This is a genomic window from Halogeometricum pallidum JCM 14848, assembly GCF_000337095.1.
GTDB lineage: Archaea > Halobacteriota > Halobacteria > Halobacteriales > Haloferacaceae > Halogeometricum > Halogeometricum pallidum.
The window spans coordinates 131,650-143,807 of record NZ_AOIV01000024.1 but is presented as its reverse complement, the minus strand read 5'-3'; the positions used below and the strand labels follow the sequence as shown (position 1 = coordinate 143,807).

At 68.8% G+C, this 12,158-nt stretch carries 16 protein-coding genes and 1 pseudogene; 6 read left to right on the top strand and 11 right to left on the bottom strand.

Annotated features, from left to right (window positions below; genetic code table 11):
- Positions 1 to 33: 33 nt before the first annotated feature.
- Complete coding sequence (locus tag C474_RS10780) at positions 34 to 231, top strand: hypothetical protein (RefSeq protein ID WP_008386687.1); 198 nt, start codon at positions 34 to 36, stop codon at positions 229 to 231.
- Positions 232 to 300: 69 nt separating this feature from the next.
- The gene (locus C474_RS22620; protein ID WP_008386685.1) at positions 301 to 462 is read left to right on the top strand and encodes a hypothetical protein; all 162 of its coding nucleotides are present in this window, start codon (positions 301 to 303) and stop codon (positions 460 to 462) included.
- Positions 463 to 515: 53 nt separating this feature from the next.
- Here C474_RS22620 and C474_RS10775 read toward each other — a convergent pair whose 3' ends face one another.
- Entirely contained in the window at positions 516 to 1,799 is a 1,284-nt protein-coding gene (locus tag C474_RS10775; RefSeq protein WP_049916912.1) for an adenosylhomocysteinase, read from the bottom strand.
- Positions 1,800 to 1,961: 162 nt separating this feature from the next.
- On the opposite strand from C474_RS10775, the gene C474_RS10770 reads away from it, so the two are divergent.
- Positions 1,962 to 2,375, top strand: a complete 414-nt coding sequence (locus tag C474_RS10770) for a rhodanese-like domain-containing protein (protein ID WP_008386681.1) — start codon at positions 1,962 to 1,964, stop codon at positions 2,373 to 2,375.
- Positions 2,376 to 2,381: 6 nt separating this feature from the next.
- Here C474_RS10770 and C474_RS10765 read toward each other — a convergent pair whose 3' ends face one another.
- Positions 2,382 to 3,680, bottom strand: a complete 1,299-nt coding sequence (locus C474_RS10765; protein ID WP_008386679.1) for an amidohydrolase — start codon at positions 3,678 to 3,680, stop codon at positions 2,382 to 2,384.
- Positions 3,681 to 3,917: 237 nt separating this feature from the next.
- Here C474_RS10765 and C474_RS10760 point away from each other — a divergent pair, with 237 nt between their 5' ends.
- A complete protein-coding gene (locus C474_RS10760) occupies positions 3,918 to 4,439 on the top strand; it encodes a winged helix-turn-helix transcriptional regulator (RefSeq protein WP_049916921.1) in 522 nt (173 codons plus the stop codon).
- 101 nt (positions 4,440 to 4,540) lie between these two features.
- Complete coding sequence (gene hisG / locus C474_RS10755; RefSeq protein WP_008386676.1) at positions 4,541 to 5,386, top strand: ATP phosphoribosyltransferase; 846 nt, start codon at positions 4,541 to 4,543, stop codon at positions 5,384 to 5,386.
- A gap of 5 nt (positions 5,387 to 5,391) precedes the next feature.
- Here the strand turns inward: hisG and C474_RS10750 are convergent, their stop codons facing one another.
- The 4 genes from C474_RS10750 to C474_RS10735 all read right to left on the bottom strand — a co-directional run bounded on the left by C474_RS10750 (position 5,392) and on the right by C474_RS10735 (position 7,892).
- Complete coding sequence (locus C474_RS10750) at positions 5,392 to 6,351, bottom strand: CPBP family intramembrane glutamic endopeptidase (RefSeq protein ID WP_008386675.1); 960 nt, start codon at positions 6,349 to 6,351, stop codon at positions 5,392 to 5,394.
- A gap of 48 nt (positions 6,352 to 6,399) precedes the next feature.
- Positions 6,400 to 6,786 carry a DUF7473 family protein gene (locus C474_RS10745; RefSeq protein ID WP_008386673.1) on the bottom strand — a complete coding sequence of 129 codons (387 nt, stop codon included), beginning with the start codon at positions 6,784 to 6,786 and terminating at the stop codon, positions 6,400 to 6,402.
- Positions 6,787 to 6,922: 136 nt separating this feature from the next.
- Positions 6,923 to 7,486 carry a TATA-box-binding protein gene (locus C474_RS10740; RefSeq protein WP_008386672.1) on the bottom strand — a complete coding sequence of 188 codons (564 nt, stop codon included), beginning with the start codon at positions 7,484 to 7,486 and terminating at the stop codon, positions 6,923 to 6,925.
- Positions 7,487 to 7,532: 46 nt separating this feature from the next.
- Positions 7,533 to 7,892, bottom strand: coding sequence for a hypothetical protein (locus C474_RS10735; protein WP_008386671.1), 360 nt, complete (start codon positions 7,890 to 7,892; stop codon positions 7,533 to 7,535).
- 123 nt (positions 7,893 to 8,015) lie between these two features.
- Here C474_RS10735 and C474_RS10730 point away from each other — a divergent pair, with 123 nt between their 5' ends.
- Positions 8,016 to 9,005 carry a methyltransferase domain-containing protein gene (locus tag C474_RS10730; protein ID WP_008386670.1) on the top strand — a complete coding sequence of 330 codons (990 nt, stop codon included), beginning with the start codon at positions 8,016 to 8,018 and terminating at the stop codon, positions 9,003 to 9,005.
- 13 nt (positions 9,006 to 9,018) lie between these two features.
- Here C474_RS10730 and C474_RS23100 read toward each other — a convergent pair whose 3' ends face one another.
- From C474_RS23100 to C474_RS21450, 5 genes and pseudogenes are all read right to left on the bottom strand, one after another.
- Entirely contained in the window at positions 9,019 to 9,552 is a 534-nt protein-coding gene (locus tag C474_RS23100) for a glycerophosphodiester phosphodiesterase (RefSeq protein WP_008386669.1), read from the bottom strand.
- Between the two features lie 101 nt (positions 9,553 to 9,653).
- A pseudogene (locus tag C474_RS23560) lies at positions 9,654 to 9,719 on the bottom strand (hypothetical protein); the annotation flags it as partial.
- A 158-nt stretch (positions 9,720 to 9,877) separates the two neighbouring features.
- Positions 9,878 to 10,483 (bottom strand): protein sorting system archaetidylserine decarboxylase, encoded by a 606-nt coding sequence (locus C474_RS10715; protein ID WP_008386667.1) that lies wholly within the window; start codon positions 10,481 to 10,483, stop codon positions 9,878 to 9,880.
- Positions 10,483 to 11,526, bottom strand: a complete 1,044-nt coding sequence (locus C474_RS10710) for an AAA family ATPase (protein ID WP_008386666.1) — start codon at positions 11,524 to 11,526, stop codon at positions 10,483 to 10,485. Before C474_RS10710 ends, C474_RS10715 begins: the two co-directional genes overlap by 1 nt.
- A 33-nt stretch (positions 11,527 to 11,559) precedes the next feature.
- The gene (locus tag C474_RS21450) at positions 11,560 to 12,099 is read right to left on the bottom strand and encodes an SHOCT domain-containing protein (protein WP_008386665.1); all 540 of its coding nucleotides are present in this window, start codon (positions 12,097 to 12,099) and stop codon (positions 11,560 to 11,562) included.
- Between the last annotated feature and the right edge of the window lie 59 nt (positions 12,100 to 12,158).

The window sequence follows — 12,158 nt, the reverse complement described above, 5'->3', positions numbered from 1 at the left end:
AGCGTTATTTCCCGTGGCGTGGTACTTTCGCTCATGCCCCTCCGACTGCTTGAACGACTCCGCGCGTTCGTCTCCTCGGACCGGGAGCGAGACTCCGTCTGGAACGTCATCCCGCGGTGGCAGTACGACGGCCTCCACGTCGAATCCGGCGGTATCGCGCGCGGCGAACAGGAGAAGGCGCTTGACGACATCGAGCGACAGGCGGACGAAATCGACGGGCGGTCCCGATAGCCGGCCATCGGTCGCCGTAGTTGCGATTTCGAGTGAGGTTTTTATAGTTGGGAATTTGACCAATAGTCGATGTACACGATGTCGAGCGACGACTTCACGATGCACACGAGCGACTGCGACGCGGTCGGAGGAGGGATGCCGGTATCCAGTCTACCGGACGAAGTCACGTCGCTGGACGATTTGGACTGCGAGTGCTGGGGCGCGTTCGACTCGTTCGACGAAATCGAGTGAGCGGCGCGGGGAAAGGGAGAGGGCGAACCGACGCCGCGTCGGTTACCTCACCCTCACGTCCCGTGGCTCCAACTCCCCATGTACTCGCGCTGTTCGTCCGAGAGCGCGTCTATCTCGACGCCCTCGGCGGCGAGTTTTATCTCCGCGACTTCCTTGTCCAGTCCATCCGGCACGTCGTGGACGCCCGCGTCGTAGTCGTCGCCGTTCTCCACGAGTTCGCGGACGCAGACGGCCTGCACGCCGAACGACTGGTCCATCACTTCGATGGGGTGACCCAGCGCGATGGGCGAGGCGAGGTTGACGAGGCGGCCCTCCGCGAGGACGTTGATGCGGCGGCCGTCGTCCATCTCGTAGGCGCGGACGCCGTCACGGGCGTCGTACTCCTCGACGGCGAGGTCAGAGAGGGCGTCGAGGTCGATTTCGATGTCGAAGTGGCCCGCGTTCGAGAGGATGGCGCCGTCCTTCATCACCTCGAAGTCCTCCTCCGTCACGATGTCGCGGTTTCCGGTCGTCGTCACGAAGATGTCGCCCTTCTTCGCGGCCTCCTTCATCGGGAGCACCTCGTAGCCCTCCATGTGCGCTTCGAGGGCGCGGCGGGGTTCGACTTCGGTGACGACCACGTTGGCGTTCTGCCCCGAGGCCTTCTTGGCGACGCCCTTCCCGCAGTAGCCGTAGCCGGCGACGACGACGTTCTTCGAGGCGAAGGAGACGTTCGTCGTCATGGCGATGTTCGCGAGAGAGGACTCGCCGGTGCCGTGGACGTTGTCGAACAGGCGCTTCATCGGCGTGTCGTTGACGGCGAAGACGGGGTAGTCCAACGCGCCGTCCTCGTCCATCGCGCGGAGGCGGTGGACGCCCGTCGTCGTCTCCTCGCACCCGCCGACGATGGTGTCGATGAGTTCGGGGTGCTCCTCGTGGATGGCGAACACCATGTCCATCCCGTCGTCGACGGTGATGGTAGGTTCGTGGTCGATGACCGACTCGATGGCCGCGTAGTAGTCCTCGTCGCCGACGCCGCGGACGGCGTAGGAGGTGATGGCGTCGTTGGCGTCGAGGGCGGCGCTCACGTCGTCGTGCGTCGACAGCGGATTACAGCCGGTGATGGCCACCTCGGCGCCGCCGAGAGCGAGGAGTTCGACGAGGTTCGCCGTCTTCGCCTCGACGTGCATCGCCATGCCGATGACCTCGCCGTCGAGGGGTTGGTCGGCCTCGAACTGCTCGCGGAGTTCCGTCAGGATGGGCATGTGCTGGAGCGCCCAGTCCATCTTGCGTCGTCCCTCTTCGCGGGCGCTCTCCACGTCGTCGAGATGCTCGCTTACGGGGGCATAGTCACTCATGGGCGAGGGTTTGAGCAGGTGCGGCAAAACCCTACCGAAGGCGGGTTGGGCGCGTCGGCGGTCGACGGCCGCCGAACGTGAGTCGAAGACGGGCGACGAGACCGACCGTCATCGATAGCCGGCGAACGGTATTTGTCACCGCGGCCGGAACGGAAGACGAACATGACCGAACTGACGCGGACGGCCTGGGGCATGGCCGAGGCGGCCGAGGACGAGATAGAGACCGTCGACGTCGAGCGGTTGGCGGCGGAACTCGGTCGAGAGGACGTCGTCGTCCTCGACATCCGCGACATCCGAGAGGTTTGGCTCGAAGGCTCCATCCCCGGCGTGAAGCACGCGCCCCGCGGGATGCTCGAATTCTGGGCGGACCCGGAGACGGAGTACTACAAGGACTACTTCGACCCCGATAAGCGATACATCTGCTACTGCAACGAGGGCGGTCGGTCGGCCCTGGCCGCCAAGCGACTCGGAGAGATGGGCTATAGCGACGTCGCCCACCTCGGCGGCGGCTTCACCGCGTGGCAGGAGGCGGGCAGAGACGTCGTCGACGTGCCGCAGAAGGACTACAAGAACTGAATCAGGTCACTCCGCTCGCTTGACCAGCGACGCCGCTCGCTCCCGCGCCGTCTCCACGACTCGCTCCTCGTCCAGCGTCTGCACCTCTCTGTCCTCCATCAGCACCTGCCCGTCGCAGACGGTGTGGCGCACGTCGGACCCGCGGACGGCGTAGGCGAGGTGGCTCACCGCGTCGTGGGCGGGCGCGAGGTGCGGGGCGTCGAAGTCGACCACTATCAGGTCCGCCGCTTCGCCCTTCTCGATTCGGCCGCCGGGCAGACCGACGGCGTCGGCGCTGCCGGCCGTCGCGGCGGTGACGGCGGCGGCGGCGGGGACGGCCGCGGCGTCGTCCGCCCCGAGTTTCCCTATCATCGCCGCGTCGCGCAGTTCGTCGAACACGTCGAGGTCGTTGTTCGAGGCGGCGCCGTCGGTGCCGATGCCGACGTTCACGCCCGCGTCCAGCATCTCTTGGACGGGCGCGATGCCGGAGGCGAGTTTCGTGTTCGAGGCGGGGCAGTGAATCACGCTCGTGCCCCGCGCGGCGAGCAGTTCTATCTCCTTGGCGTCGACGTGGACGCCGTGCGCGAGGAAGTCCTCCTCAGTGAGCATCCCGAGGTCGTCGGCGTACGACAGGGGACGCGTCCCGTGCTCGTCGACGATGGGGGATACCTCGTCGGCCGTCTCGTTCGCGTGGAAATGTAGCGGAATCCCCTCCTCGCGGGCCGTCGCCACCGACTCGCGGAGGAACTCCTCGCCCACCGTCGTCAGCGAGTGGGGCATGAACGCCGTCTCGATTCTCCCGCCTGCGGCGCCGTCGAACTCTCGGGCGACGCGGAGGCTCTCCTCGATGTCGGCGGCGGCGTCCTCGTCGTCCTTCGCGACGGTGACGACGCCGTGGCCGAGGCGGGCCCGCATCCCCGACTCCTCGACAGCGGCGGCGACTTCGGGCACCTCAAAGTACATGTCCGCGAAGGCCGTCGTCCCCGAGCGAATCATCTCCACGATGCCGAGTTCGGTGCCGGCGCGCACGTCCTCGGCTTCGAGGGCGGCCTCCGCGGGCCAGATGTCCTCTCGGAGCCACGACCCGAGCGGTTTGTCGTCGGCGTACCCCCGGAGGAGCGTCATCGCCGCGTGCGTGTGGGCGTTGACGAGGCCCGGCATCACCACGCCGCCCTCGGCGTCCAGCGTCTGGCCGTCGTACTCGGCGGCGATTCCCTCGCCCACGTCCTGGACGCGGCCGGCGTCCCGGTCGACGACCACGTCGGCGTCCTCGACGGAGCAGTCGGGTCGGAGCACCCGCCCGCCCGCGATACAGAGCGCGTTCATGGACGGGCGTACCGACGGCGGGCGTATCACTCCATCGGGTTCCGTCCTCCCGACCCGTGAGCCGAGTGATGCGTGCGGCGAGGTCGCGCGAGTCGATTCCGACGAGAAAGCGGCCGTAGAGCGCTGAGCGGCCCGATTCCCGAACTCCGAGAATCGTGAACCCATCTTACCCTCGGCGCGGGCCGAGTGTACGACTAACACGTCGGCGCGTCCCCCGACGCGCCGATGGAGCGACAGATGACCGAGACACGAACCCAAATCCGCACGTACGTCGACTCGCACCCGGGCGTCCACTTCAACGGACTCGTCCGTTCGCTGGACCTCGCACCCGGTCAGGTCCAACACCACGTCCGCCGCTTGGTCGAAGCGGAGGCGGTCGTCCGCGAGGAGTTCTACGGCCGAACGCACTACTACTCGCCCGGCCTCACCGAGTGGGAACGCGCGACCGTCGCGCTCTATCACCGCGGGACCGCGCGCGAGGTGCTCGAAGCTCTCCTCGAGGACGAGGAGGCGCGCCCGGCGGCCCTCGCCGAGGACCTCGACGTCGCCCGGAGCACGTTGGAGTGGCACGTCGGCCACCTCGAAGCCGAGGGCGTCGTGGAGAAGAGACGCGACATCCGGAACCGCGTGACGCTGGTGCTCGACCGGCCGGCGGCGACGGCGGCGCTACTCTCGCGTCTCGACGCCGACGCGGTGGCGGCGATGGAACGTAACGCCGACGCCGCCGGGACGGGCGAGGCGCCCGTCGACGCCGACTGAGACCGAAAGCACACCCCGACTGACGCGACCCCTTTTCGGCCCTCCCCTCGCCCGGCCGACGGGAGCGAAAGGCGTAGGTTCTACCGCCGAGACGGGGACGTATGCGTATCGCCGTGCCCAACAAGGGGCGTCTCCACGACCCGACCGTCGAACTCTTAGAGCGCGCCGGCCTCCACGTGAAGAACGGAGCGGACCGGAAACTGTACGCCGACACCGTCGACCCCGAGGTGACGGTGCTGTTCGCCCGCGCGGCCGACATCCCCGAGTACGTCCGCGACGGGGCCGCCGAAGTCGGCGTCACCGGCCTCGACCAGATGCGCGAGTCGGGCCACGACCTCGATGAACTCGTCGACCTGGAGTTCGGGTCCTGTCGGTTGGTCCTCGCCGCGCCCGAGGACGGCGACATCACCTCGGTCGAGGACGTGGCGGGGAAGACGGTGGCGACGGAGTTCCCCACCATCGCCCGCGAGTACTTCGCCGAGAAAGGCGTCGACGCCGACGTGGTCGAGGTCACCGGCGCGACCGAACTCACCCCGCACGTCGAGATGGCCGACGCCATCATCGACATCACCTCCACGGGGACGACCCTGCGTATGAACCGCTTAGCCGTCGTCGACGAGGTACTCTCCTCCTCGGTGCGCCTGTTCGCCCACCCCGACGCCGTCGACGACCCGAAGGTCGAGCAGTTGGTGACGGCCTTCCGGTCCGTCCTCGCCGCCGAGGACAAACGCTACGTGATGATGAACGCCCCCCGGGACCGACTCGACGACATCCGCGAGGTGCTCCCCGGTCTCGGCGGTCCGACGGTGATGGACGTGGCCGGCGACGACGGCGTCGCGGTCCACGCCGTCGTCGACGAGCGTCACGTCTTCGAGGCGGTGAACGACCTGAAGGCGGTCGGCGCCTCCGGCATCCTCGTCACCGAAATAGAGCGTCTGGTGGAGTAACGGGCTCAGTTCCGCCAGCGCAGGTCGGGGACGAACACGCCGGGAGCGAGTCGCGCCTCGCCGTAGCGCCACCGGACGTAGGCGACGACGGCGACCGTTCCGACGATGACGGCGCCCATCCCGAGCAACCCGGCCTCGGGGCCGAACGCGCCGCCGGTGAACAGGTCCGGTCCGGTCTCGGTCGTGTTGACGACGTTCGCATCGACGCCGAGTCCGCTGACCGGGAAGCCGTACACGCCGCCCTGAAACAGGTTCCACGTGACGTGGAGGCCGACGGGGATGGCGAGTTCGTCGGTCAGGACGTAGCCCGCGGCGAGGAAGATACCGGCGAGCGAGATTCCGAGGGTGCTCACGAGCGTCGCGTTCGGGTTCGTGAAGTGGGCCGCGCCGAACACGGCCGAGGAGACGAGGACGGCGACGCCGGCGGCGACGGTTCTGGAGGTGTAACCCGCCAGCCCCTCCGCGACGTTCGTGAGGAGGTAACCCCGCGAGAGCACCTCCTCGCTCACGCCGACCGCGAGGAACTGGAGCGTCAGGAGGACGAATCCGGCGAGGAAGCCGCGAGGGCCGCCGGTGAACGTCCCCTCGATTCGGAACCACCCGAGCGCGACCGCGAGGACGAACACGCCGGTCATGAGCGCCGCGCCGAGGAGGAGGCCGAACCCGAGGTCCACCCACCAGTCGCGGTCGACGCCGAGTCCGAGGTCCGCGACGGTCCGCCTGTCGACCACGACGGCGAGGGCGAGAGCGACGAAACCGGGGAGGAGAATGGAGATGAAAGTGGTGACGAAGCCGCCGACCGGGCCGAACAGCCCGGGAAAGACGCTGAAGGCGAGGCCGATGAGGAGTATCGTGACGGGTAGCGCGGCGACGGCGACGAACAACCGGACGAAAGCGCGCGGGCGGCGCTCGCTCCAGTTCCAGACGACGCCGACGACGGTGCGAACGGCGGGCGGAAAGTTCACGCCGGGCGTTCGAATCGGCGAAGCAAGAAAGTGGTCCGTCGAGGTCGGTTAGCCGGGCGCCGACGCCCACAGCGCCAGCACGCCGTACAGCACCGTCCCGAGGAGGATCGAGACGACGACGTGGATGAAGGTGATGTACGCCGTCAGTCCCCTCGACTGCCCGTAGAGGTACTGCACGGCGACGCCGTCGAGAACGACGGCGAGGAGGATGCCGAGGAGGGGGTTCAGCCCGAACGTGGTGACGACGACGGCGACGGCGGCCGGGACGGGACCGACGACGAGGGCGTACTTCACCGGCACGTCCCCGAGGACGTTTCTCGCCGCGATGTGTGCGGTCAAGGAGAGAAACAGGGCCAACGAGACGAACGTACCCGCGACGGCGACGGCGCTGCCGCCGGCGGTGCCGGACTGCAACGGAGTCACGCGTATCGACATACCGGAAGTCACGGACGCCGGCGACTTATAGTGGCGTCCGAACGGCCCCCGTTCGCTACGGTCGCGCGGTCGGGCGAGAGCACGGGACGGGTGCGGGTGAGGGGCGCATCCGTCCGGTCCGAAAGCGAAGAGCGTCTCAGCCGTCGTACAGACCGAGGTCGCTGAGCCGAGAGACGATTTCGTCGACCGCCTTCTCGGCGTCCGAGGGCTGTTTGCCCCCCGTGATGACGAGTTTGCCCGACCCGAAGAGAAGCGCGACCACGTCCGGCGAGTCCAGACGGTAGACCAACCCCGGGAACTGCTCGGGTTCGTACTCGATGTTCTCTAATCCGAGACCGATGGCGATGGCGTTGAGGTTCAGGTCCCGGCCCAGGTCGGCCGACGTGACGATGTTCTGCACCGTGATCTCGGGGTCGTCCTCGACGGGGATCTGCAGGGCGCGAAGCTTCTCGAACACGAGTTCGAGGCTCTCGTGCACGTCGTCGGTCGACTTCGCGCCGGTGCAGACGATCTTGCCTGAGCGAAAGATGAGGGCCGCAGATTTCGGTTCTTGCGTCCGGTAGACGAGTCCGGGAAACTGCTCGGGGTCGTAGTCCGCACCCTCGAGGTCCATCGCCACGCTCTGGAGATCGAGTTCCTGACCGATACCGGTCGAGGCGACGACGTTCTCGATGTTGATAGTATCCTTGGGGTCGGTCATGCGACGACTTAAATGACGTAATAAAGGTTGAAAAAGGTTAGTGCAGTCACCGGGGAGGCGAACGGCGGCCGTTCAGGACGCGGACGTTCTGTGCGGTCACGAGGGCGCCGACGGCCGCGACGAACGCCGGGACGAGGGGGCGAAGCGGCGACGCGTCGACGAAGAGATATCCCGCGGCGAAACAGGCGAACGCGGCGAGTTTGAGGACCGCGAACGAGACGGACGGCGGGAGGGGAGCGACGTCGAACAGGCGGCGGACGAGCGGGTTGCGTTCGCGCGCGCCGGGTCGCGTCACGGCGGCGACGGTGGTGACGTAGTCGCCGACGCCGTAGAGGGCGACGGCCGAGAACCAGAGGGCCGCGTCCAGCGCCGGAACCGGGAGGGACGGGACGGTGACCGGGAGCATCGTCGGAGACGACTGCGCCCGGCGACTTATACGATACCCTCCGACGGACCGCGGCCGCCCCGCCGAACGGTCGAACCGACGCCGAGTCGACACGCTGATACTCGCGGCCGGGAAGTTCCGAGCGTGTACTGCCTCGAACTCGCCGGCCAGGCCGGCGACGAACCGCTCGCCCTCCTCGAAGCCGAACGCGCCGCCGCCTCGGCCGTCGAACGGGTCGCCCCCGGACTGGCGACGGCCCGCGGCGTCCGAGTGGACCGGGTGCCGACGCTCGCGTACACCCACCGGGTCTCGGAACTCCTCGGGCGGGCCGACGCCGACGTGGAGGGCGCCGTCGCCCTCCTGTCGGCCGCCTCCTTCGAGAAAGAAGGGAGCGTCGCCGTCCGCGCCCGCGACGTTCGCTCCTCCTCGGGAGTGAGCGCCTCGGCGGCCGAACGGGCCCTCGGCGGCGTCCTCGTCGACAGGGGGTTCGAGGTCGATTTGGACGACCCCGACAACGTCCTGTGCGCCCTCTTCTCGGCCGATAGCTGCCTGCTCGGCTGGCGGGCCGCCGAGAGCGTCCGCGACTTCGGCACCCGCGTGCCCACCGACCGGCCGTTCTTCCAACCGGGGAGCATGAACCCGCTCGACGCCCGCGCGTACGTCAACCTCGCCGCCGGCCCCGCCCTACCGGACGCGACGGTGGTCGACCCCATGTGCGGCACCGGCGGCCTCCTCGTCGAGGCGGGACTCGCCGGGGCGCGCGTCGTCGGTAGCGACGCCCAGTGGAAGATGGCCCGCGGGACGCAGACGAACCTCGACGCGTACCTCCCCGACGCCGACTGGGAGGCGGTCCGCGGCGACGCCACCTCCCTGCCCCTCCGCGACGACTGCGCCGACGCCGTCGTGTTCGACGCGCCGTACGGCCGGCAGTCGAAGATAGCCCGGCACGAACTCTCGGACCTCGTCGGGGGGGCGCTCTCGGAGGCGGCGCGCATCGCGCCGTCGGCCCTCCTCGTCGCGGACCGCTCGTGGGAGGAGACGGCCGAGAACGCCGGGTGGCGCGTCGACGCCCGGTTCGAGCGCCGCGTCCACGGCTCGCTGGACCGGCACGTTCACGTGCTCTCGCGGGCGTGAGTCGGCGACCGGGTCAGACGAACGCGTCCCGCAGTTTGCGCCCGCGGACGGCCCACGTCTCCGTTCCCGGCCGAGTCGCGAGGACGCCGTCGACGCCCGCGGCGCCGACGGCCGCGGCGACCGCCCGCGATTTGACCGGCCGCGCGTACACGTCTATCCCCTGCTCCGCGGCGCGTTCGACGATGTCGGTTCCCAGACAGAGCGCCCAGTGGACGTTCACCCGAGCGCAGTCGATCAGTTCGGCGGTGTGTAGGTTCCTGTCGAGTCGGACGTCGAAGTTGTACGCCAGTTCCACCTCGTCGGACGCCGACCGGGCCTCCCAGAGCGTATCCGAGTAGAAGGAGGTGAGCACGGCGTCGTTCTCGACCGCGTCCGTCGCGTCGAGGACGTCGTTGACGAGGCCGGGTTCCTTCAGGTCGACCTCCACGGTGATGTGCGAGGGGATGGCCGCCAACGCCTCCTCGAACGTCGGGATGCCGTACTCGGACCCGGCGACGCGAACCGACGCCAGCGTCTCGACGGAGCAGTCGGCGATTCGACCCGACATATCGGACACCCAGCGCAGGTGGCTGAAATGGCTGGCGACCAACTCCCCGACCCGCACCGTCGGACGTCCACCTCGATGGCGTCGGCCTCCCGACTCGCGTTCTTGGCGGCGAACGCGGTGTTCTCCGGATATCGATGTCCGAATCCGCGATGGGCGATGACTCCCATCACCGACAACGAGGGAACCGGGCGAAAGAAAGCCTGCGGCTGAGTCAACTGACCGCGACGCGTCTCGGGCGGACCAGCGCCGTCTCCGCGACGCCGGGAAAGGCCGGGAGCCGATACGCGTTGGTGTCGGCCGTCCGTGCGGGCGACCGCCCGACCCGCTACCCCTCGCGCCGGGCGACCACCGACTCGCCGGCCCGCAGTCGGTCGCCCACCTCGACCGTCACGTCCTCGGCGTCGTAACAGGGGGGCAAGAGCACGTCCGCGCGACTGCCGAAGTCGATGTGGCCGATTCGACGGCCCCGAGAGAGCGTCTCGCCCTCGCCGACGTACGGATGGATGCGACGGGCGAACGCGCCCGCGATGAGCGACAGTTCGGCCGGGCCCTCGGGCGTCGACACGTCGATGTCCACTCTCTCGTTCCGCTCGGACTCCTTCGAGAACGCCGGGCGGTGCGCGCCGGGGCGGTGGGTGACTCTGTCCACTCGGCCGTCGAACGGCGCGCGGTTGACGTGCACGTCGGTCACGTTCATGAACACCCCAATCCGAAGCTGTTCGCCCTCCTCGCGGACGACGGAGACGCGGCCGTCGGCGGGGGAGACGACGCCCGGCGCGGACGGTTTCCGGTCGGGGTCGCGGAAGAACCAGAGGACGAACCCGCCGACGAGAAGCGAGAGGGCGGAGAGCGGCGGCGCGACGAACGCGAGGGGGACGGCCGCGAGGAACGCCGGGAGCGCGAACCTGCGGACGCCGGGCGCGTAGCGCATCAGACGACCCGTTCCTCGTCGAGTTCGTGCTGTCCCGTCGCCCACGCGGACAGCAGGTGCGTGAGGTGGAGGCGGTCGTCGAGACCCTCCGCGAGGTCCAAGTCGACCGACCCGGCGAGGCGGTGCAGGCGCACCACGTCGGCCTCGCCGAACTCCTCGGGATACTTGTCGGCGATGCGCAGGAGGTCCCGGAGCAGTTCCTGTCCCTCGAAGCCCTCGTCGTCCAGAAGCGCCGTGAGCGACTTCCGGGCGTCCTTCAGGTCGCCGTCCCGCGCCGTCTCCAGGACGTCCTTCAACTCGTCGTCGTGACCGACCTCCGAGAGCGCGGTCTGTGCGGCCTCCGTCGTTATCTCGCCGTCGCCCTCGACGGCGGCGCTCTGCGCCGACAGAATCGCCTCGCGGAGGTCGCCGTTCGCCTTCGAGGCCACCATGTCCAGCGCCATCTCGTCGTACTCGACGGCCTCGGCGTCGACGACGCCGCGGAGGACGGCCTTCGTCTCCTCCGTCGAGGGAGCGCGGACGGGGACGGGGAAACAGCGCGAGCGAATCGGCGGGATGAGCTTCGTCGGTTGCCGCGTCGTGATGACGAACTGCGTCGTGCGGTGGTGCTGTTCCATCACGCGGCGGAGCGCCTGCTGGAAGTCCTCGCGGATGTGCTCGGCGTTGTCCAGCAGGATGGTCTTGTAGTCCCCCGAGACGGGGGCGTAGCCCGCAGACTCCTTCAGCACGCGGCTTATCATGTCGCGCTTCGCCATCCGACTCCGGCCGGTCAGGAACTGCTCGAAGCGCGGGTCGGTCCGAATCTGCTTTTTCGTGCGCGAGAAGAAGTCCGCGACGTTGATCTCCACGAGGTCGTTGTCCGGGTCGTCGTGCGCCTCGCGGGCGAGTGCCCGGACGGCGGCCGTCTTGCCGACGCCCGGCGGCCCCTGCAGCACGAGGTTCATCGGTTCGTCCACCGTGCGGCCCAGTCGGTCGCGGACCTCCGATTGGGGCAGGTCCGACAGCGACGGGGCGTGCGTGTCGGTCCACAGGGGCGCGTCCATCGGACTCGCCTAGCCGCCGGAGCGTAAGAAACCCTACGTCTCCCGCTCGGAGGATTCGCGCTCCCGTTCCTCTCGGCTCCGTTCTCGCTCCCGTCCACTACGCCGTCTGGCGGTTCTCTCGCGAGCGTTCTCGGGGGTGTCCGTCTCCAACAGGACTTCGAGTTTGTGCTCGAACTGCTCGTCGGAGAGGTCGCCGCGGGCGTACCGGTCGCGGAGGCTGTCGAGGGCGTCGGCGACCGACTCGTCCTCGTCGGCGGCGCGTTCGGCCCGGCGCCGGACTCCCGATTCCGGCGGCGTCGGCTCCGGAGTGCCCCTATATCGCGATTCGAGCACGGCCACGATGGGGACGACGACGGCGAACCCGATAGCGAAGATGGCCCAGAACGGGCCGATTGGGAGCAGTCCGAACAGCGAGGCCAACCCGAGACCGAGGACGAGGAGGGAGGCGATGCCCGCCCAGTCGCCGTCCTCCTCGTCCTCCTCTTCGTCCCACCACCCGGTCCACGGTCCTCCGCCGTCGGAGTCGTCTCCCCCGAAGTCGTCTCCGTCGGCGTCTCGGCGTCGCTCGCTCATACCCCGCTAATCGCCTTCCGAGCGCAAAAGGCTGTGTTCCGCCCGGTCGATTCGACACC